This window comes from Bacillus sp. AL-1R, from assembly GCF_052180195.1.
Lineage (GTDB): Bacteria > Bacillota > Bacilli > Bacillales > Bacillaceae_G > Gottfriedia.
Window position 1 is genome coordinate 2,645,146 of record NZ_CP197469.1, and the last position, 21,937, is coordinate 2,667,082.

The 21,937-nt window shown below is 32.8% G+C and carries 24 protein-coding genes; 1 reads left to right on the forward strand and 23 read right to left on the reverse strand.

What is annotated here, in order from left to right; all coding sequences use genetic code 11:
- Positions 1-127: 127 nt before the first annotated feature.
- The 22 genes from ACSBO6_RS12440 to ACSBO6_RS12545 all read right to left on the reverse strand — a co-directional run bounded on the left by ACSBO6_RS12440 (position 128) and on the right by ACSBO6_RS12545 (position 20,479).
- Positions 128-904 (reverse strand): menaquinol-cytochrome c reductase cytochrome b/c subunit, encoded by a 777-nt coding sequence (locus ACSBO6_RS12440; RefSeq protein ID WP_098845208.1) that lies wholly within the window; start codon positions 902-904, stop codon positions 128-130.
- Between the two features lie 62 nt (positions 905-966).
- Entirely contained in the window at positions 967-1,641 is a 675-nt protein-coding gene (gene qcrB, locus ACSBO6_RS12445; protein ID WP_056466653.1) for a menaquinol-cytochrome c reductase cytochrome b subunit, read from the reverse strand.
- Positions 1,642-1,643: 2 nt separating this feature from the next.
- Positions 1,644-2,147 (reverse strand): QcrA and Rieske domain-containing protein, encoded by a 504-nt coding sequence (locus ACSBO6_RS12450; RefSeq protein ID WP_098845209.1) that lies wholly within the window; start codon positions 2,145-2,147, stop codon positions 1,644-1,646.
- A gap of 143 nt (positions 2,148-2,290) precedes the next feature.
- The gene (locus ACSBO6_RS12455; RefSeq protein ID WP_098845210.1) at positions 2,291-2,740 is read right to left on the reverse strand and encodes a DUF2487 family protein; all 450 of its coding nucleotides are present in this window, start codon (positions 2,738-2,740) and stop codon (positions 2,291-2,293) included.
- Positions 2,741-3,268: 528 nt separating this feature from the next.
- The gene (locus ACSBO6_RS12460) at positions 3,269-3,808 is read right to left on the reverse strand and encodes a ReoY family proteolytic degradation factor (protein WP_025671400.1); all 540 of its coding nucleotides are present in this window, start codon (positions 3,806-3,808) and stop codon (positions 3,269-3,271) included.
- 54 nt (positions 3,809-3,862) lie between these two features.
- Positions 3,863-5,122 (reverse strand): tetratricopeptide repeat protein, encoded by a 1,260-nt coding sequence (locus tag ACSBO6_RS12465; RefSeq protein ID WP_098845211.1) that lies wholly within the window; start codon positions 5,120-5,122, stop codon positions 3,863-3,865.
- Between the two features lie 16 nt (positions 5,123-5,138).
- Positions 5,139-6,422 carry a 3-phosphoshikimate 1-carboxyvinyltransferase gene (gene aroA, locus ACSBO6_RS12470; protein ID WP_098845212.1) on the reverse strand — a complete coding sequence of 428 codons (1,284 nt, stop codon included), beginning with the start codon at positions 6,420-6,422 and terminating at the stop codon, positions 5,139-5,141.
- A 197-nt stretch (positions 6,423-6,619) separates the two neighbouring features.
- Positions 6,620-7,705: a 3-dehydroquinate synthase gene (aroB, locus tag ACSBO6_RS12475; RefSeq protein WP_098845213.1), complete on the reverse strand. Its 1,086-nt coding sequence runs from the start codon at positions 7,703-7,705 to the stop codon at positions 6,620-6,622.
- Positions 7,705-8,874 (reverse strand): chorismate synthase, encoded by a 1,170-nt coding sequence (gene aroC, locus ACSBO6_RS12480; protein WP_098845214.1) that lies wholly within the window; start codon positions 8,872-8,874, stop codon positions 7,705-7,707. Before aroC ends, aroB begins: the two co-directional genes overlap by 1 nt.
- A gap of 252 nt (positions 8,875-9,126) precedes the next feature.
- The gene (gene ndk, locus ACSBO6_RS12485) at positions 9,127-9,573 is read right to left on the reverse strand and encodes a nucleoside-diphosphate kinase (RefSeq protein ID WP_025671395.1); all 447 of its coding nucleotides are present in this window, start codon (positions 9,571-9,573) and stop codon (positions 9,127-9,129) included.
- Positions 9,574-9,797: 224 nt separating this feature from the next.
- Positions 9,798-10,760, reverse strand: a complete 963-nt coding sequence (gene hepT, locus ACSBO6_RS12490; RefSeq protein ID WP_098845215.1) for a heptaprenyl diphosphate synthase component II — start codon at positions 10,758-10,760, stop codon at positions 9,798-9,800.
- A gap of 43 nt (positions 10,761-10,803) precedes the next feature.
- Positions 10,804-11,514, reverse strand: a complete 711-nt coding sequence (locus ACSBO6_RS12495) for a demethylmenaquinone methyltransferase (RefSeq protein WP_098845216.1) — start codon at positions 11,512-11,514, stop codon at positions 10,804-10,806.
- Positions 11,515-11,556: 42 nt separating this feature from the next.
- Positions 11,557-12,228 carry a heptaprenyl diphosphate synthase component 1 gene (locus tag ACSBO6_RS12500; RefSeq protein ID WP_180232857.1) on the reverse strand — a complete coding sequence of 224 codons (672 nt, stop codon included), beginning with the start codon at positions 12,226-12,228 and terminating at the stop codon, positions 11,557-11,559.
- A gap of 173 nt (positions 12,229-12,401) precedes the next feature.
- Positions 12,402-12,974 (reverse strand): GTP cyclohydrolase I FolE, encoded by a 573-nt coding sequence (gene folE / locus ACSBO6_RS12505; RefSeq protein WP_088010688.1) that lies wholly within the window; start codon positions 12,972-12,974, stop codon positions 12,402-12,404.
- A 221-nt stretch (positions 12,975-13,195) separates the two neighbouring features.
- Positions 13,196-13,468 carry a non-specific DNA-binding protein Hbs gene (locus ACSBO6_RS12510; RefSeq protein WP_056466694.1) on the reverse strand — a complete coding sequence of 91 codons (273 nt, stop codon included), beginning with the start codon at positions 13,466-13,468 and terminating at the stop codon, positions 13,196-13,198.
- A gap of 451 nt (positions 13,469-13,919) precedes the next feature.
- Positions 13,920-15,398: a stage IV sporulation protein A gene (gene spoIVA / locus ACSBO6_RS12515; protein WP_098845218.1), complete on the reverse strand. Its 1,479-nt coding sequence runs from the start codon at positions 15,396-15,398 to the stop codon at positions 13,920-13,922.
- A 195-nt stretch (positions 15,399-15,593) separates the two neighbouring features.
- On the reverse strand, positions 15,594-16,310 hold the full coding sequence (locus ACSBO6_RS12520) for a YphF family lipoprotein (RefSeq protein ID WP_098845219.1): 717 nt from the start codon (positions 16,308-16,310) through the stop codon (positions 15,594-15,596).
- Positions 16,311-16,331: 21 nt separating this feature from the next.
- Positions 16,332-16,529: a DUF2768 domain-containing protein gene (locus tag ACSBO6_RS12525; protein ID WP_056466707.1), complete on the reverse strand. Its 198-nt coding sequence runs from the start codon at positions 16,527-16,529 to the stop codon at positions 16,332-16,334.
- A gap of 432 nt (positions 16,530-16,961) precedes the next feature.
- The gene (locus ACSBO6_RS12530; RefSeq protein ID WP_098845220.1) at positions 16,962-17,231 is read right to left on the reverse strand and encodes a stage VI sporulation protein F; all 270 of its coding nucleotides are present in this window, start codon (positions 17,229-17,231) and stop codon (positions 16,962-16,964) included.
- A gap of 136 nt (positions 17,232-17,367) precedes the next feature.
- Positions 17,368-18,423 carry an NAD(P)H-dependent glycerol-3-phosphate dehydrogenase gene (locus ACSBO6_RS12535; protein ID WP_098845221.1) on the reverse strand — a complete coding sequence of 352 codons (1,056 nt, stop codon included), beginning with the start codon at positions 18,421-18,423 and terminating at the stop codon, positions 17,368-17,370.
- A 22-nt stretch (positions 18,424-18,445) separates the two neighbouring features.
- Positions 18,446-19,756: a ribosome biogenesis GTPase Der gene (gene der, locus ACSBO6_RS12540; protein ID WP_098845222.1), complete on the reverse strand. Its 1,311-nt coding sequence runs from the start codon at positions 19,754-19,756 to the stop codon at positions 18,446-18,448.
- 132 nt (positions 19,757-19,888) lie between these two features.
- On the reverse strand, positions 19,889-20,479 hold the full coding sequence (locus tag ACSBO6_RS12545; protein WP_498843453.1) for a YphA family membrane protein: 591 nt from the start codon (positions 20,477-20,479) through the stop codon (positions 19,889-19,891).
- Positions 20,480-20,608: 129 nt separating this feature from the next.
- On the opposite strand from ACSBO6_RS12545, the gene ACSBO6_RS12550 reads away from it, so the two are divergent.
- Positions 20,609-20,746 (forward strand): YpzI family protein, encoded by a 138-nt coding sequence (locus ACSBO6_RS12550; RefSeq protein ID WP_082459340.1) that lies wholly within the window; start codon positions 20,609-20,611, stop codon positions 20,744-20,746.
- A gap of 45 nt (positions 20,747-20,791) precedes the next feature.
- On the opposite strand, the gene rpsA is transcribed toward ACSBO6_RS12550, so the two are convergent.
- Entirely contained in the window at positions 20,792-21,910 is a 1,119-nt protein-coding gene (gene rpsA / locus ACSBO6_RS12555; RefSeq protein ID WP_498843454.1) for a 30S ribosomal protein S1, read from the reverse strand.
- Positions 21,911-21,937 lie beyond the last annotated feature (27 nt).

A 21,937-nucleotide genomic window follows, 5' to 3' on the forward strand; every position in this document is an offset into this window, starting at 1 on the left:
ACTTTTGAGATTTTATAAATTTATAACACAAAGTTCACAATTTATATGTATCATCACATTTTTTACATGTTATTATTTCAGTATACAATACAACAAAAAAAGAGTCGAAAATTCGACTCTCTTTTAATTACTCTGTTTTACCTGCTTTTGAAACGAATTCAGCTAGCACTTTAAGTTCTTCGTCAGTACCTTTAAATACACCAGCTGGCATCGCTTTTCGACCGTTTCTTGCAATATGAGCGATTTCTTCAGGTTTTAAACCATTATTTTGAAGACTTGGAGCTGCTGCGCCACCTTCAAGATTATCGCCATGGCAAGATACACAAGTATTTTTTTGCAATAACTTATATGCTGGATCTTCTTTATTTAATTCAACAAAAGTACGGATTTTACCTTGTTCTTTTTGTTTTTTCCAGTCATGGTGAGCCGCAGCTTCCCATGTTAAATAAATAACACTAGATAAAGCCAATAACATAAAGCCTGTAGCTAATGGACGTTTAATTGGTTTTCTATGTGGACTACGATCTAAGAATGGCGCTAATAATAAGCCACCAAACGCTAATCCAGGAATTACGAAAGCACCAATTATGTTATAGTCACCAGAAGCATAGCTATATTTTAAGAATTGATATAAGAATAAGAAATACCAGTCTGGTAATGGCGTATAACCAGTATCAGTTGGGTCTGCTACCCTCTCAAGTGGAGATGGATGTGCAATTGTTAATGTTAAGTATCCAATTAAGAAAACTGCTCCTACCATCCATTCTTTTAATAAGAAGTTTGGCCAGAAAGCTTCAGTTTTACCAGGATATTCTGAATAATCCTTTGGAACATTAGGTTTACGTCCTGCCATTGCAGGTACACGTGAGTCACCTACAAATTTCATTCCTTTACCGCGATGCATGTTCTCCCTCCTTTATTTCGACACACTTTAGTCATTTTTACTAAAGCCCCATGCACTAAATCTTATAGTGGACCTGAAATACCTTGCTTACGAATAATTAAGAAATGGGCACCCATAAGAGCAAGTAAAGCACCAGGTAAGAAGAATACATGGATTGCGAAGAAACGAGTTAATGTTTGTGCACCGATGATTTCCGGATTACCTGCAATTAACGTTTTCACTTGCTTACCAATAAATGGTGTTTGTTCAGCAATTTGCAGACCTACTTTAGTCGCAAATAACGCTTTCATATCCCAAGGTAATAAATATCCTGTAAAGCCTAATCCAAGCATTACGAAGAAGATTAAAACCCCTACAACCCAGTTAAGCTCACGAGGCTTCTTATATGCGCCTTGGAAGAATACACGTAAAGTATGTAAAAACATCATAACAATTACTAAACTTGCACCCCAGTGATGCATACCACGAACGATTTGTCCGTATGCAACGTTGTTTTGTAAGTAATAAACTGATTCCCATGCATTTTTGATATCTGGAACATAGTACATTGTTAAGAACATTCCAGATAAAATTTGAATTACTGTAACGAAAAATGTTAATCCACCGAAGCAATATACGAATGCTGAAAAATGGTGTGCTGGATTAACGTGTTCTGGTACTTCATGATCAGCGATATCTCTCCAAAGAGGCGTAATTTCTAATCGCTCATCTACCCAGTCGTAAATTTTGTTAAGCACGATTATTTACCTCCTGTATTTGGTTCTAGTTTACCAAGATAGAAAGAATCACCTTTCACTTTTACCGCATAGTTGTCTAGTGGACCAAGCGGTGGCGTACCTTTAATGTTTTTACCATCCTTCTCGTAACGACCGCCATGACATGGACAGAAGAATTGATTTGGAAAATCTTTATTGTCGTTCCAACCAACTGTACAGCCTAAATGCTTACAAGTAGGTGATAACGCAACGATGTCTCCATTTGAATTCTTGTACACCCATGCAATGTGTGACGCATCAGATTTAACCCAACCATCTACCTGTTTAACTTTAAAGTCAAATCGTTTTGGTTCAGTCGTTAAATCTTTAACTAGTCCAACTTGCACCATTGCTCCAGCTTCTTCTTTTTGTAAAACTGGGTCAATGGCAAAACGAGCCAATGGCATAAGCATTCCTGCCGCCATAAAGCCGCCTACACCTGTTAAAGTGTAGTTTAAAAACTGGCGTCTTGAAACCTTTTCACTCATGAAAATTCCCCCCTCTATCACAAGTACTCCTGTACGGACAACAGCTATAATAATAAAACTAGGACACTTTCATAATATAATAACAAATTTAGAAGGTCAATAATATCCTAATAATAATCATAGTAATAATGTTGTTTTTATTTTTATCCCCATATTTTAGAAAATAATGCATTTATGTGTGATAATTGTTTATCTACTATTACTCGTTGTGATGATTCATCTAAACTATTGATATTTAAATTAGGTAACCAAATTAATGACTCATTCAGTTCAGATTCTAACTGTCTCCAATCAAAATCACATGTTAAATAAAAAACATGCTTAATTCCACTAGTCTTAAACTCTTCATACCAAGCTTTTAATCGGTTTATTTTATTAGGTTCTTCAGGTAAATAAGTAAATTCCGGAGCAATTACAACTCTGCCTTTATATGTACGTTCAAGTTCCGAAGTAAGTATTATTAAGTCCTCTCTTTGCTCAGCTAGACCAATATTTTCTTTTTTCAAAGAAACAGGACAAAGTGGAATAATGATCGTGTCGATGTACTCCAGATTCTCAATCACTTGATTTAATTCATTAGTTGTCCATTTCATCAAAATTACCTCTTTCTATTAAAATAATTTATTTATAATTGTGAAATTTTTGTGAACAAATTTCCATTTCCAATTTAACCATACAATACTATTTTAAGAAAGAAAAAAGTCCGTTCATAAAGGAATTTCTAATGGATGAATTCATTACAAGCACCTCTATGAACAATTTGCTAATTAATTAAAAAGTTGGGAATATAATTGAGCTTCCATCTTGAAGTATTTAATTAAGAAACAAAGTCTATTTCAATTTTAGTGACTTTTTTACTATTTTTTATTAGAGTATAGTTTTATGAGTAGTAGCTAATCTTAAATTTACTACTAAATTTAACTTATATGTTGAAAAAAACGCTCGAATACTCATAGTATTACATGAATACTAAAGAGCTAAAAGGGATAAATATGACGAGAAAGAGGATGTATTTTGCATCGCTTTACCTCACATATCTTATATTTAATAATAATAAATAATTGTGTTCAATTGCAAAAGTAAAAAAGTCCCCATAAATGAGGACTTTTTTCAAGTTTTCATTAAGTTAATGAATTCAGTTGCTTCGTTAATTCTTGGAAAAGCTTTTTGTCTTGTTGATCTAATGCTTCATCAATCATTTTCATCAGTCTGTCTTTTTGGAAATTAATAATTGAATCTGATAATAGCTTTTCAGCGATTACACGATCTTTTTCGTTACTATTTAAGTTCTTTGGTATATGTGGGTTCTCTTCTAAAACTGAAACAAACATCGGATATTGAAAAGAAGATTTAAAATTCAGCTGGATATAAATATCCTCATCCCTATTTAAACGAATATCATGAAATGATTTTTCTGCATCTGTCGTCATAACATTTTGTTTATAAAAATGAAATGGGACTTCTTTAACACAATTTGTCGACATCACTAATCCGCGTGGACAATATTTAGACTGTTCTACAAAATGAACCTTTTTCATTAAATAATCATGACTCATTAAGTAATTTAAAATCCATACACATTCTCTTTGCTTTAACTGAAAATTACTGAGAAACCACTTAACAAAATCTTTCTTCTCATTCACAGATACAGGGGTTGCCATTATTAAATCCCTCCTCTGTCCTTTAAATTTGTCCCCTTTTCTGAATAAAGAAAATTACAGAATTTCATTTATTCTTTCAAGACGTTCTCTTACTTCTTCTTGCAGATATTCATCGTCTACAAGTTTACTATAAACCTCTTTTGCTTCTTGTACTAAGCCTTCTTCAAACAATAGGTCTCCGTATTCCTTTAAGAAGGAAATTTCCTGGTTAAAGTCATTATATGCTAGACGATATTGTTTTAATGCCAATTCATAATTTTCATTTCCATAATATGCTTTGCCTAAGTCCCAATTAAAGTGAGGATCTGAAGCCCCATGCTCAATTGCTAGTTCAATTGTACTAATGATGTCATCGAAATCTTCTTCTTCAAAAAGAATTCCGACTAATAACTGAACTGCCTCAATTAGCGAAGGATCATAAATTAATGCTTCTTGTAAATGCTTTTTACTTGCGTCTATATTTTTCAATTTTCGAGCTAATTTTGCTGCTGATAAAAGGCATTCTACATTTGTTTCATCAACAAGTAAAGCTTTTTGTAATATATCATAGCCTTCTTGAATTTGCCCTTCCAAATCATGTGCTTTACTTAGCCATAAATGTGCGACTAAATATTCAGGATCAAAGAAAATTGCTTCTTCAAATACTGGTATAGAGGCTGCATAGCGTTCAGCTTGAAATAACGTTATACCATATCCTAATAAGGTATGGAAGTCTTTTGTTTTCTGAATTCCTTTTTCATAATAGGAAATTGCATCTTCCCATTCACCTTCAGCACTTAAACATTCAGCAAGTCTTAAATCTTTATTTACTCCACTCACTTCAATTTCTTGATTTGTGAGTTTTTCGTAAAATGGAATGGCTTTTTTATAATCATATTTACTAAAATAGTACTCCCCTAACGCAAAATCTACTACAGGTTCATTAGGTAAAATTCTTTTAGCTTCAAATAATTTTTGTTCAGCAACTTCATCAAGACCTTGGACTTGATATAGATCAGCCATTAATAACAGCGCTTGAACTCGACTCTCACTATCTTCCTTTATTGCAAGTAAAATTTCTAATGCGTCGTCTTCTAAATCAAGATCCAACAATATTTCTGCATACATTATTTTTAGATCGTCGTCGTCATCGTATAAGTAAACTAAATCTTCAATGATATTTTTTGCATCACTTACAAATCCTAATGATTGAAAAATAAGTGCTGCTTCGTATTTTTCTTCATCGTTTGCAGTTTTTACATTCTTTCTTAATAAATCTAATCCCTTTTCAGTATGACCGTTCTCTATTAATTGAACAGCTTCGTATAAACTCATTCTTACACCTCTATGACTACTTAATTAAATCATTTAATTGCTCTTTAAAGTTTGGAAAAGATACTGCTATACATTCTGTATTTTCAATAATTGTATCACCTTTAGCAAGTAATGCAGCAATTGAAAGCATCATTCCCATTCGATGATCTCCATGTGAATTGACATTTGTACCTTTTAAAGAACTATTTCCTTGTATAATCATACCATCTTTTGTTGCTTCAATGCTTACACCAAGATTTGTAAGTTCTGTTACAACTGTCTTTATACGATCAGTTTCCTTTACTCTTAGCTCCTGAGCATCTTTTATAATTGTCTCTCCATCCGCTAAAGCTGCTGCTAATGCCAAGATCGGTAACTCATCAATACATGTAGGAATTTCAGCTCCACCGATTACAGTTGATTTTAATTTAGAAGATTTCACTCGAATATTCGCAATTGGTTCTCCGTTTACAACTTTTTCATCTTCTAATGTTATATTGGCGCCCATTCTTTCTAAAACAGTTAATATCCCTGTTCTAGTAGGGTTGACACCGACATTTTTTAACAATATTTCGCTATTTGGTACGATTGACCCAGCTACTAAGAAAAATGCTGCTGATGAAATATCCCCTGGTACAATAACATCTGTTGCAGTTAATTCTTGGTTTCCATTAATTGAGACTTTGTTATTCTCAACTTCTACCTCACAACCAAATGCCTTTAACATTCTTTCAGTATGATCACGAGACTTTTCTGGTTCAGTCACAGTCGTTGTACCTTTTGCAAATAAACCAGCTAGTAAAATTGAAGATTTAACTTGTGCACTTGAGACAGGAGAAGCATAAGAAATACTATTAAGTGAACCTCCTCTAATAGAAATAGGCGTATATGTAGCATTTTCTCGTCCATCTATAGAAGCTCCCATCATTTTTAATGGCTTAGTAACACGCTTCATTGGTCTTTTACCAATCGATTCATCACCAATTATAACTGAATGGAAAGGTAAACCACTTAATATTCCCATCATTAGTCTTGCTGTTGTCCCCGAATTTCCTACATCAAGTACTTCATTTGACTCGTTAAGTCCTTCAATTCCTTTACCATAAACGATAACTTCATCTTCTGATACTTCGATTTGTACACCTAATTTTCTAAAACACGCAATCGTACTTAAACAATCTTCACCTAATAGAAAGTTAGTAATTTTTGTAGTCCCTTTCGCTAATGATCCAAACATAATTGCTCTATGAGATATTGATTTATCTCCTGGAATTGTCACATCACCAACTAATCGGATTTTTTCTAACTGGGAATTTCTCATCATCGTCACCTTATCTAACCTTTCTATATGTATTTACATTCCATTTTTTACTAAATCAAACCTTTTTTTTCTCTAAAATTCTATTCGACGAATTGTCCTATGTTTTTCATTTCCAATGATCAGTTTAGCTTAATTTAGAAAAAGAAAATGATATTTTGATTTAACTATTGATCAAAACACCATTTTCAGGTAAGTATTTATGAAATTACTCGTTTTAAAAAACGTTCTAAATTTTCTTTAATAAAGTCTGCCTCTAATTCGCAAATCACTGGATTTCCAAAACTTTTTAATAAGATATATTTTATTTTCAGATCTATATTTTTCTTATCTTGTTTCATTAGGTTTACAATCGTTTCTAATGCTAAATTTGAATAAACAGGATAATTCAATCGATTATACCAATTTAAAATCTCATTAAATTTTAGGTCAATGTCAAAGAACTGTTCACTCAAATAAATTGAAAATAAAGTTCCAAATGCAATTGCCTCACCATGAGTTGTTTTAGCATAACCTAAATATGCTTCAATTGCATGGCCGAGTGTATGGCCTAAGTTTAAAAATGCTCTTTCACCAGTTTCGCGCTCGTCCTTAGATACAATTTCATTTTTTACACTTATTCCCATTGTCACACATTTTTCCACTAATTCATCATCTAAATCTTTAAGTGAAAGAATATGATCCATTAACCAATTCAAATTGTCAGAAGAAGAGATCATCGCTTCTTTACTAATTTCAGCAAAGCCTGATCTCCATTCCTCTATTGGTAATGTCGTTAAAAAGTTTAATTCATATAGTACTAATTCTGGCTGATAAAATGCACCAACGATATTTTTAGCTTTTGGAAGATTGATTGCTACTTTACCGCCTATTGCACTATCGTGGGCTAGTAAAGTAGTTGGTAATTGGATAAAACGAATACCACGCATATAAGTTGCTGCAACAAATCCTGCTAAATCACCAACCACTCCCCCACCTAAAGCAATTATTAAACTATTACGATCTAATTGAACATCAAAACAATAGGTTAAACAATTTTCATATACCTGAAAACTCTTACTTTTTTCACCATGTGGAATGATAAAGTGTTCAACTTTATTTGCTTTATTACAATTTTGTAGTACTTCCTCTAAATAAAGTGGAGCAACTTGATCATCTGTAATAATTAATATTTTTGAAACCTTAGGGACTAAGCTATCCACCTTTGTCTGCAGTTGACTCAATACACTAAACCCTATACAAACATCGTATTGTTTAGAGCTTGTATTTACCGTGATCACACTCATTAAAAATTCCTCGCATACTCACGGAAATCTTCAATATTACGTTTTAGGCGCTCAAGTTGATCTGATTCAAATTGTTCAGTTATTGCTTTTGCAACTTCAAAGGCAACAATATGCTCAGCTACTACACTTGCTGCTGGAACAGCACAGCTATCAGATCGTTCGATACTAGCTTCATAAACTTCTTTTGTTTCAATATCAACGCTCTGTAACGGCTTGTATAGCGTCGGGATGGGCTTCATTACTGCTCGCACGACGATAGGCATTCCTGTTGTCATACCGCCCTCAAAACCGCCAGCACGATTCGATAATCGATAGTAGCCTTCTTCTTTAGAATAAGCAATCTCATCATGAACTTCACTACCTGGTAAGGATCCAGCTTGGAACCCAATGCCAAATTCAACACCTTTAAAGGCATTAATACTTACGATCGCACCTGCAATTTTTGAATCTAGCTTTCTGTCATAATGAACATAGCTACCAACACCAGCTGGCATTCCTTCAACGACAACTTCTACAATACCACCAACTGAATCTCCATTTTGTTTTGCTTCATCAATTAATGATTTCATATTTTCTGTAGCTTCTTCGTCTATACATCTTACTTCAGAGTTTTCAGCTCTATTATGTAAGTCTTCTGCATTTTTATAGTCTAAATTTTTTGCTTTAACTCCACCAATTTCAATTACATGGCTAGCAATTGTGATTCCTAGCTCACTCAACAATTTTTTTGCTACCGCTCCAGCTGCAACACGTACAGTTGTTTCACGAGCTGAAGATCGCTCTAAAACATTTCGTACGTCTCTAAAACCATATTTAATCGCTCCATTTAAATCGGCATGCCCTGGTCTTGGTTTTGTAATGCTTCTTTTTCCTTCATATTCAAGATTATCCAATGGTTCGGCACCCATAACATTAGTCCAATGTTTAAAATCGTTATTTTCAACAACCAATGCGATTGGAGAGCCTAAAGTATAACCATGTCGAACACCGCTAGTAATTTGAGCAGTATCCTTTTCTATTTGCATTCTTCGACCTCTTCCATATCCACCTTGACGTCTACGAAGTTCAACATTTATTTCTTCTGCTAATATTGGTAATCCTGCTGGAACGCCTTCAATAATTGTAGTTAATTGTGGACCATGTGATTCACCAGCTGTTAAATAACGCATGTCAACACCTTCTCTTTATGTAAGTTTAAAATTATTTAGTTACTACTATACCACAACCTAATCTGAATTTAACATAAAAAAAGAACCATAATTTGGCTCTTTTTTTGATTTTTTGCAAAAAAATGAAATATTCTACACGAAAAAAGTTATTCAATGCGTAAATTTTTGTCATACTTTGAAACGAGATCATTATTTTCATATAAAAGAAAAAGCCAGCAATTATGCTGACTTTTCTTATGCAAATCTATTTTATTAGTATACCCACTCTTTAATTAGTTTAGAGTATTCAACTAATTCGTTTTGATTGAAGAAAATTCCAATTTCACGTTCTGCACTAGCAGGTGAATCTGAACCGTGAATAATGTTTTTTCCTACAGTTGCAGCATACTCACCACGGATTGTTCCTGGTGCTGAATCTTTAGGGTTTGTTGCTCCCATCATTTGACGAGCGGTAGCGATTACATTTTCGCCTTCCCAAACCATAGCGAATACTGGGCTTGAAGTAATGAAGTCAACTAATTCACCAAAGAAAGGACGCTCTTTGTGTTCAGCATAGTGAGTTTCAGCTTGTTCTTTACTCACTTGCATTAATTTAGCTCCAACTAATTGGAAACCCTTTTTTTCGAAACGTGAAACGATTTCACCAATTAAGTTACGTTGTACACCATCAGGTTTTACCATTAAATAAGTTCTTTCCATTATGCTCTACCTCACTTGAATTCAATTATGTATAAACAACACAGTTAGAATAGTAACATCAATTTATAAAATTATCAATAGTTTAAAATCTTGTTATATTATAAAAATTGCAATCGCTTCCAGATTTTTGATTAACTTTTATTAAAATACTTGAAACAAATGACATTCTTAGGTTAAAAAAGCCAAAAGAGGCAGTTGTAAATGCACTAGCATTTTCCCCGCCTCTAGTTTTTTCGATTTCCAATATTTTTAGCAATTAATATTAACATTTCCTTTGCCTCGTTATTTGGAAGGCCACTTATACTGTTTAAAGATTTTTGTAAATATGCTTCGCTAACTTTTCTAGCTGCATTAATATATGTACTTTTTCGAATTTGATTGATAAGTGGTTTAACAGTTTCCGGATTAATTCCTTCATAGATCGATTCAATTTTCTCTTTAAAAGCTGAATCATTCATCGCAAACAAGACAGGTAATGTAATATTACCTTGAATTAAGTCGCTACCTGATGGCTTTCCTAATTCTTTCTCAGAAGCCGTAAAATCAAGAATATCGTCCATAATTTGAAAAGACATACCTAAATAGTATCCGTAATCTTTTAAACACTTTTGATAAGCTTTAGAGGCTCCTGATGCAATTGCACCTATTTCACAACTTGCTGAAATTAAAAGTGCAGTTTTTCGTTTAATTCTTCTTAAATAACATTTTAAATTTTGGTCAAAATTATATTTATCTTTAATTTGTTCAATCTCACCTAAACAAATCTCTAAAATAGTCTCAGATAATTTTTGATGGGCCAATGGGATTTCGATTTCTGACATACATTCCAATGCCTTTGCAAATAAAAAATCCCCTGCATACATCGCAACACGATCATTGTAAGTTGAATTGATTGTCGGTTTACCCCTTCGTAAACTAGCTTCATCAATTACATCATCATGAACTAATGATGCCATATGTATGATTTCCAAAGTAGCTGCTACATTTTTAATCGATTGAAGGTTATATTGTCCAAATTTAGCACTAAGCAATACAAATACTGGTCTAATTCTTTTACCACCAGATTCAAGCAACTGTACAGATGCATTTTTTAAAATTGGCTGTGAAGAATTGACTACTTTATGAAGCGTGCTTTCAATCTCATTAATGTCCTTTTTTAAATAAGAATATTTCCATTTAACCTTCATTCCGTTCACCTTACTATTCATCCCATTTTCTCGCTTATTGTAACTAGCTTTTTGGTTTAACACCTAAATGCATTGCTGCTACACCAAAAGTATAAGGTTTTATCTTTATTTTTTCCAATCCAGCTTTTTTGAAAAGATTTGCAAGTTCATTCATCCCTGGAAACGTGCTTGCGCTTTCTTGTAACCAAGAATATTCTTTAAAGCTTTTAGCAAATATTTTCCCAAATATCGGCATGATGTATTTAAAATATGCTTTATACACATGTCTAATACCAAATGCTGTCGGTTGTGATGTTTCTAAGCACACAACAATTCCTCCAGGCTTTACGACTCTTGTCATTTCCTTCAACACTTGATAATAATCTGGAACATTTCTTAAACCAAAACCAATTGTAACGACATCAAAATAGTTGTCCTCAAATGGTAACTCCATAGCATTTCCATGAATTAGTTTTACTTGGTCTAAATGCATATTTTTAACTTTTTCTTCACCGATAGACAGCATATTTTTACTAAAGTCTAATCCGATCACTTCTCCATCTTTTCCAACTGTATTTGCAAGTGCAATTGTCCATTCACCAGTACCACAACATACATCAAGCGCTTTCATACCTTTTTGAACATTCATAATTTTCATTGTTTGTTTGCGCCAAGCAATATGTCGTCTAAAACTAATAATTCCATTCATTGTATCATATTTATTGTAAATCTTTTCAAACACGTCATGTACGCGTTCTTCTTTTGATTGAGTCATATAAACCCCCACTAAACTAATTACGATTACTTCTTATGTAGACTAATTTTGTAATTGTATTATTTTTGATAATTCTTCTTTTGTTTGAGTTAAATCAACAATCCCCTTGATTCTTTGAAATTGCGAAATAAAATCAGAGCAGTTTTCAGCTGATAAGCGTTCGAATTCTTTTTTCAGTCTAGATATTAAACACTCTTTTTCAATCTGCTTTATTGATTCTTCACCTGAAATAAACTTTGCAAAATGTACAAGTATAGTTGATTCGATCACTGTTATACAGTTGAAAAGATCTTCTAAAGAACTAAATTGTTCGTGAACTAGATTGATTTTCTCCTCATTCATTTCTTTAACAGCATATGAAAGTTCTCGAATCAAACCAATTTCTCCAGTTTTAGCTAGAGCATCATAATATAGTCCACTATATAAGTCTCCTTCTAAAACGGTTAATTGTTTCTTTTCACGATCCATTGGAGTACCTTTATATGTAGATACTTTTTCGTGTGTATCTAATGCAATTTGATGAATCATCAAGGCTTTACAGTAATGTATAATTTTATCTTTTGTAAAATCGTGATCTTTTAACAAATTTATTAATAAAGTAACCTTTACATCATCAATTGTTGGAGCTTGAAGATGTTGATTTAAATATGGGTGTCTAATCGTATGTAAGATTTGAGTGATTACTTCGTTTTTTAACTCCTGAATACTATTCATTATTTCCATCCATTCCATTTATAACTGATTTTTTCATTATACCATAAGTATTTTAGATGGTATAAGTTGATTCTTCATCAACTTGAATTATTTATAATGAATATTTTAAAAAAGCAGGACTTTTTGGCTTTATAGACTGCCTGTCAAATGCCCTGCTTTTTTGATTAATTGATTTATTTAGTTGAATGAATCATTGCAAGAATTTCATTTCTTCCTTGCACATCCTCTTTAAGTGAGCCACGCACCGCAGTCGTAACTGTTTTTGAGCCTGGTTTTCTTACACCACGCATTGACATACACATATGTTCTGCCTCTACAACTACCATTGCTCCGTGTGGCTGTAGTACGTCCATAATTGCATCAACTACAGAAGCGGTAATACGCTCTTGTAACTGAGGTCTTTTTGCTACTGTTTCTACTGTACGTGCTAATTTACTTAATCCAGTTACTCTACCATTTCTAGGTATGTAAGCTACATGTGCTACCCCGTAAAAAGGTAATAGATGATGTTCGCACATTGAATGGAATGGAATATCTTTTACAAGAACTAGTTCTTCATGATCTTCACCAAATACTTTATGTAAATGAGCCTTTTCATCTTGGCGCATACCAGAAAATACTTCAGCATACATTTTCGCAACTCGCTTTGGCGTTTCGTAAATTCCTTCTCTATTTGGATCATCACCGATAGCTTCGAGAATTAGACGAACCGCTTGTTCAATTTTTTCTAAATTAACTTCATTCATTAATTGATCCCCCATGCTAAAAAAAATTCTAATATACACTATCAGATTCGTTTTATTTTAACATAATTCTTTTTTTATAGGCAAAAAAAAGAAGGATACTTTCTTTTTCTTACTTTTTGATCCTCTTTCCATGTCCACTATTATGAGACTTTTTGGACTATTTTAACAAAAAAAGAAGGATGCTTTTTTTAGCATCCTTCTTTTTCGCTTAAATTATGTAATTATTTTACTGCATCCTTAAGCGCTTTACCAGGTTTGAAAGCTGGAACTTTACTAGCTGCGATTTCGATTTCCTCGCCAGTTTGTGGATTACGTCCTTTACGAGCTGCACGCTCACGAACTTCAAAATTACCAAATCCGATTAATTGTACTTTATCCCCGTTTTGTAACGCACCAAGAATTGATTCGAATACAGCATCTACAGCTAAAGTAGCTTGTTTTTTAGTTAACTCACCAGCTTCAGCAACTGCATTGATTAAATCTGTTTTGTTCATGTCTTTCACCTCCTCCCAAAATTTTAGAAATGTTTCTTAATTTCATTTGTGACCAAAATTTTAAATTTTATACAACAAATTCCAATTAATTTCTTTGTCATGCCTTATATTATACGATTCTAAGGCTTTTTTCAATATGTTTTATAAGAAAATGTTGGAATTACTCGAAAACAGGTAGTAATTTTTCTGAAAAATTCATTTTTCAGCCTCAATTTTGTTAAAAGAACTTGTGAAAGTACGATGGTGACTGATTTATCGGCATTTTTTTAATTTTTTTGAGGATTTTTAATAAATTTATTTTTGTTGAATTTTGTCGATTAACATTTTAGTTCACCTTAATAATTTTCGATCATTTTTTCAACGTTACATTACTTCTGATAAAATATGACTAGTAGATTTTTTTACAAAACAAAAAAAATCAGATGGTTTTTACCACCTGACCAATTAATAATTAAAGGATAATCGCAATTAAACCGCCGCTTCCTTCGTTAATAATTCTTTCTAAAGTTTCTTTCAATTTATATCTTGCATTTTCAGGCATTAAAGAAAGTTTCGCTTGGATGCCTTCACGCACGATTGAACTTAATGAACGTCCAAATATATCTGAGTTCCAAATTGATAAAGGATTATCTTCAAAATCTTGCATTAAGTATTTAACAAGTTCTTCACTTTGTTTCTCAGTTCCAATGATCGGTTCAAATGTTGACTCGACATCAACTTTAATCATATGAATTGAAGGTGCTACTGCTTTTAATTTCACCCCAAACCTTGAACCGTGGCGGATTATTTCTGGCTCATCTAAGCTCATATCTAAAAGTGAAGGTGCAGCAACTCCATAGCCGGTTTGTTTCACCATTCTTAAAGCATCTGATACTTGATCATATTCTTGTTTTGCATGAGCAAAATCTTGCATTAGTTCTAGTAAATGATCTTTACCACGAATTTCTACTCCTACAACTTCTTTTAAGACTTGATCATATAACTCATCTGGTGCAGATAAATCAATTTCTGCAACCCCTTGCCCCATATCTATTCCTGCTAGTTGTGCATGTTCAATAAATTCATAATCACTAAATTGGCCAACTACATAATCAACATCTCTTAACCGCTTAATATCTTTAACTGTTTCTTGAATTGCTTCTTGGTAGCTTTGGCGTAGCCAGTGATTTTCTTTTAATACTAATACCCAGCTAGGTAAGTTTACATTCACTTCAAGCACTGGGAATTCGTATAAAGCCTCGCGAAGTACGTTCATCACATCTCCTTCGCGCATTGCTTCAACACTTAATGCGATGACAGGAATATCATACTTTTCAGATAGTTCTTGTCTCAGTGCCTCTGTATTAGGATGATATGGTTGAGAAGAGTTGATCACCATAATGAAAGGCTTTCCAACTTCTTTTAATTCATTAACGACCCTTTCCTCTGCTTCGATATAATCATATCTAGCAATTTCTCCAATTGTGCCATCAGTTGTTACAACAACTCCAATTGTAGAATGCTCTTGAATAACTTTTCTTGTACCGATTTCAGCCGCTTCATTAAATGGAATCGGCTCTTCATACCAAGGAGTACTAATCATTCTAGGACCATTTTCATCCTCGTAACCTTTAGCCCCTGGTACACTATAACCAACGCAATCTACTAATCGAATATTTACATCTAACCCATCCGCCACATGAATTTTTACGCCTTGATTCGGAACGAATTTTGGTTCAGTAGTCATTATTGTTTTACCTGCAGCACTTTGAGGTAATTCATCATGTGCTCTAGCACGATCCGCTTCATTTTGAATATTAGGGATAACAACTGCTTCCATAAAGCGTTTAATAAATGTTGATTTACCAGTACGCACAGCACCTACAACACCTAAGTAGATATCTCCTCCTGTGCGCTCGGCAATGTCTTTAAAAATATCTATCTTTTCCATGCGTTCCCCTCCCGATTTATCAATACATGGGAATAATTGACTTGAAGTAGTATACCTATGACAATATCATTCTATGATGTTGTCCTAGTGAGTTATGACAAGATTTTTTATTTTTTCTTTTCTTAACTTGGGATCAAATAAAAAAATCCTTCGATAAAATGTATTCTTTTATCAAAGGATTATGATTTATATTATTTAATTTTGTTCTAAAAACACTGGTTGTCCATCTTTAATTGTATATGGAAGTGAGTATGCAGGCACGATTGGTGAGTCTTTTACTAAGATCGAACGAATATCTTCACCGAATTTATAATGTTTGGCTTCCTTAATTTTTGCATACAAATCCATTGAATAGTCAACATAGAACTCGCCATCGTTTCCCATTATGATTGGTAAATGCTTATTACTATAAGGACTGACTACGAACGGTTCTTCTTTGAAACCCATCTTTTTATAGTTTAATAGAAAAACGCCGTTAGCCAAAGTTTTTTTGATTGGTGGATAAGTATGTTTATCTTTATAAACTTGTACTCTTAATGAAACATCACTTAGTTTATCTGTCATTCTAAGATCGACTAATTTAACAGTCGGATTCTTTTCTGCATCTATTAATACGTATTGAAAAATACCACCGTTTTCATAAGAATTACCAGGTACATCACTTAAATAGCCTGGTGTTAGTTTAGTAAAATCAATTGGATATTTAATATAAATTGGTGTATCCATATCCTTGTTTTTGATCGGTAACATTCCCGAATTGTTTTCTTTAAATTTATTAACTGCAGTTTGAACAGATTGCAATTGATCATCATATGGTACTTGATTTTGTGCAAGTTGATCTTGCGGATATAAACAGCCACTTAATAAACTTATTACAAAGCATATTAGAATGGAAAGAAATAGCTTTTTCATGTTAGTCCCCTTTATTGTAAATTAACTTGGCCAGCTTAATACGATATATGTAATTAAAATTCCTGAAATAATTAAAGACATATATGCAATGAAGGCCGTTATCATTTTTAAAAATTTAATTTTTATTTTGTTTCTACTCAAGAAAATTAAAAATAATGATAAAAGCATTAATCCGATTCCTACAAAAGAAATAATTTCATTAATATGTGCCGCGTTCATTATGTTCCCCCTATGTATTTTCTACCTTTATTATAGTATCAAAATAATTACATGATTTGAATTAAAATCTTTTTATTCCTATTAAGTCATTATCGACTTATTTAATGCTTAAGTATACTTGTTATTGTTATTAATTTAATTCTGTAAAATCAACTAGAACATATTCACTAGTTACACCTTGATCAAACTCGAACAAAAAACCTCTTTGTTATAACAAAACAAAAAGGCAAGCGGGACAATTCACCTATTCACTTGTTCAAAATAAAAAGAAAGAAAAAGTAAATACATACTCCTTCTTTCTTCGAAGCAAACTGGGGCAATTGCTTCGTTTTCTCGACTAACACCCACCAGAACACATCCGGTATAAGTCATTCTATATTATGCGAAAATGTATGATTATGCACTAAATACATCGCTGAAGAATAAGCCCAATTATTTTTGTTTAAACATATTTGTTAATGATTGAAAATCTAAAGGCATATTATTTGTAACAATTGCTTGAACGATTTTGTCTTCTTTTTCTTTCGAAACTTGACGACCTGTCATCAATGCAATTTGACGAACTAGTTTTCTAACTGTTGCTTCATCTTTAAAGTTTGCATCTTTTACTGAATCAGCGACTTTAAAAATATCTTGTTTACTTACATTTGCTTTCTTTTCAATCTTATCGAAGAAACCATTTGGGTTATTATTAGTCACCATTCAAACCTCCTTTTTTCTATACAACATATGCTATGCAAAAAAAGAAAAATGGTGAAACGCCTATTATAGTCCACAAAAGAAAAAGCACTAAAACAAAGTTTTAGTGCTTTTAACCGATATACTTAAATAAAATTATTTAATCAGTAAGATCGCTTATATAATTTGAAGTACTTTCGCCTTCATGTTTTTTTACACGAGACATCAGTGCATCAACTGCTAATTTTGGATTTTTATTTTCAAATAATACTGCGTGTAATTCATTAACAATTGGCATTTCTACATTTACTTGTTTTGCTAATTGATATGCAGCCTTAGTTGTGCGAACCCCTTCAACGACCATACCCATATTATCAAGTACTTCGTCTAAAGATTTGCCTTTCCCTAATAAATTACCGGCTCTCCAGTTACGGCTATGTACACTCGTACAAGTTACAATTAAGTCGCCCATTCCTGCTAAACCAGCAAAAGTTTGATTATTAGCTCCCATAGCCTTACCTAAACGAATTATTTCTGCAAGCCCTCTGGTCATTAAAGCCGCCTTTGCATTGTCGCCATAGCCAAGTCCATCAGTAATACCAGCTGCAAGTGCGATAATATTCTTTAATGCTCCACCAATTTCTACACCTATTACATCTTCGTTTGTATACACACGGAAATAACCATTAGAGAATAATTCTTGTACAATTTGGGCATCTTCCATATTTTTTGATGCTGAAGTTACAGTCGTTGGATGTCTTAAAGCAACTTCTTCAGCATGACTAGGACCTGATAATACAACTACCGATTTTAAGAATTTCGGATCAATTTCTTCAGTAATCATTTCTGAAACACGCTTAGAAGTGTCTGGTTCAATCCCTTTACTTGCATGGATGATCGTAACCTCGTTTTTTAATTCTTTATTTAATTGTTGACAAACTTCTCTTATTGCTTTAGTCGGTACAACAAGCAAAATATAGTTAGCACCATTGATCGTTTCCTTTAAATCGACAGATGCCTTTAAATTTTGAGGTAAATTAATTTCTGGCAAGTATCTTTTATTCGTATGCTGTTCATTTATTTCTTTAATTTGTTCGATTTTATTTCCCCATAAAGTAACCGTATGTCCATTATCTGATAAAACCATAGCCAAAGCTGTTCCCCAGCTACCTGCACCTAAAACTGCGATTTTTTCCAAATTAACACTCCCATTCATAAAAAATCCATCTCTTTGAATTTTATGCTCGTGCACGACCGATAATCTTAATTGGAGATCCCTCAAAATCAAAAGCATCTCTAATACGATTTTCTAAGAAACGCTCGTAACTAAAGTGAAGTAATTCAGGATCATTTACAAAAACAACAAATGTTGGTGGTTTAATTGCAACTTGAGTAGCATAATACACTCTTAATCTTTGTCCATTATGTGTAGGTGTTGGATTCATCGCGATTGCATCCATAATAACATCATTTAATACATTTGTTGGTACACGTAAACTATGGCTTTCACATGCTTTATTAATCATTGGCAATAAAGTTTGCGTTCTTTTCTTCGTTTTAGCCGATAGAAATACAATTGGAGCATAGTCTAAGAATTGGAAATGTGCTCGAATGTTTTCAATGAATTCATTCATCGTTTTTTCATCTTTTTCTACTGCATCCCATTTATTTACAACAATAACAACTGATCTACCTGCTTGATGTGCATAACCAGCAATTTTTTTATCTTGTTCAATAATACCTTCTTCACCATCTAGTACAACTAAGACGACATCTGATCTTTCGATTGCACGTAAAGCACGTAATACACTGTATTTTTCTGTACTTTCATAAACTTTACCTTTTTTTCTCATACCAGCTGTATCGATAATGACATAGTCTTGACCATCTTTTGAATATGGTGTATCGACAGCATCACGTGTTGTACCGGCAACATTACTTACAATTACACGTTCTTGACCTAATAATGCATTTACTAAAGATGACTTTCCTACGTTTGGTCGTCCAATTAAACTAAATTTAATTGTATCTTCATCATAATTTTCATCTTCTTTTTCTGGAAAATGTTTTACAACTTCATCAAGTAAATCCCCTAGTCCTAATCCATGTGAACCAGAGATCGGAAATACTTCTCCAAATCCTAACGCATAGAAGTCGTAAATATCGCTTCTCATTTCTGGATTATCGACTTTATTAACAGCTAATACTACTGGCTTTTTTGTTTTATAAAGGATTTTAGCAACTTCCTCATCAGCCGCTGTAACACCTTCACGCCCATTAGTTAGAAAAATAATAACATCCGCTTCATCGATTGCGATTTCAGCTTGTTGACGGATTTGCTCTAAAAATGGCTCATCACCAATGTCAATTCCACCTGTATCGATTAAACTAAATTCTTGATTTAACCACTCACCTGAACTGTAAATACGATCACGAGTAACACCCGGAATATCTTCTACAATCGAAATTCTTTCTCCCACTATCCTATTAAAAATAGTTGATTTCCCTACATTTGGTCGTCCAACTATTGCAACTGTCGGTTTAGACATTTAATTCATCCTTCCTAGCATAACTATGTACCATTTAAATCATCTAAATGAGTTTTAGTTTAGTTTTAAAAATTGATTTATTTAAATAACTTATCTATTTTAACAAAAAATACAAGAAAAGACCAATACACTTCAACTTTTTAGTAATTTTCTATTTTTGAGACTTATTCTTGATATGTAAATACTTATAATCTGAATGGTTGACATGATTAAAATAGAAATAAATAAAGTATCAAACCAATGTAAATCCCCAATTATATACTTAAAATGAATTGACTTAAACGTAATATAATTAAAAATATCACCCTGAACTAGTCCAATTGTTATATAACGCAATTTGTCATAATAGGATTTACTTAAAAAGAAAGTAAGAAGTATGACTAAAAATGAACTAATTATCATCTCATCAATAAAAAAGCTTGCAGGATCATAAATTGATAACAGTGTTACTACGCTATATATCATACCTATAATTAGGCCTTTTAAAAAATGCGCCATTTGTTCAATGAAATTTAATAAACTAATAAAGTAGCTTACGATAAAAATTATAATAATATATGAAAAATTTATTTCAATTGAAAAGAAATCAATTGTGTAAGCTGAACAGCTAATTAATACAAGTACTCCTGCTAAATACAAGAAATTTTTCTTAGTTCGATTACGATAAAGCAACAGTAAGAAAAAAATAAGCCAAGAAGTAATGATAAATAAACTACCTTGCACTAAAAAAACCTCCTAATAGTACTAGTATGAACAATTCATATTTCAAAAATAATCAAATAGAAAAGAAAGTGTATAAGAAGTTACATTTAAAACGAATCTATAAATGAGATTTTTTTGGAGGTGAAACGAGTGGGAAAAGATCGTCAAGAAAAGAAACTTAAACAATCTAGAAGAGTTGAATCTGATCGAGATCAAAGCATTCATTACAAAGGTGCTACACGTTTAGACACACCTGAAGAAGCAAGAGCTGAAAATCAACATAACTAATTCTTCAAAAAAAATCCTCCAGCAAATGGCTGAAGGATTTTTTTATTATTTTTTAAATTTATTTAATTTATCACCAAGTAATTCGCTTAATTGGAAACCACTTTCACTTGGTTGTACGTATTTTGCGATATCCTCTTGAAGTTCAGCTTCACCAGCTTCTTTAATGCTTAATGATAGGCGTTTTTCAGATGGATTAATATCTAAAACTTTAACTTTTACTTTTTGACCAACTGATAATACTTCGTTTGGATTTTTAATATGTTTATCAGCAATTTGAGAAACATGAACTAATCCTTCAATTCCATTTTGAACTTCTACAAATGCACCAAAGTTAGTAAGGCGTTTTACAGTTCCTTCGATGACTGCTTCAGTTTTAATGTTCGGATTTAATTGATCCCATGGACCTGGCTGAATTGCTTTCATAGATAAAGCAATTCGGTTTGTATCTGTGTCAATTGAAAGTACTTGAACTTTTACAGTATCTCCGACAGCTACAAGCTCTTCAGGCTTTGTCACTCTATTATGTGACATTTGAGATACATGGACTAAACCATCAACTCCACCAATATTTACAAAAGCACCGAAATTTGTTAATCTCTCGACTTTACCTTCAACAATTTGCCCAACTTTAATAGAAGAGTACGCTTGACGGCGATTTTCAATTTCGTTTAATTGTTCTACAGCTTTATGAGATAAGATTACTCGATTTTTTTCGCGATCTAGTTCTTCAATCACTACTTCAAGTGATTGACCCACATAGCTACCTAAATCTTCAACGAATTTTTTTGATACAAGTGACGCCGGAATAAATCCACGAACACCTACGTCTGCGATTAATCCACCATTTACTTGCTCTGTAACGATTACTTCAAAAACTTCTTTACTAGCTAGTTTTCCTTCTAATTGTTCCCAAGCCTTAACAGAATCTACGGCACGTTTAGAAAAAACAACTGTATCTTCCTCAACTTTAATAACCTTTAATTCAATTTCTTCTCCAACTGTTAACACGTCACTTACATTTTCAATATGTACGTTTGAAATTTCTTTTATTGGAAGAATACCATCTGTTTTTCCACCGAAACCTACGATTGCTTGCTTATCTTCAATTTGTTCTACTACACATGAGATAATTTCCCCAACTTCTGGCATTACTTTTTCAACCATGTCATATTCCTCCTTATGTTTTAAAAA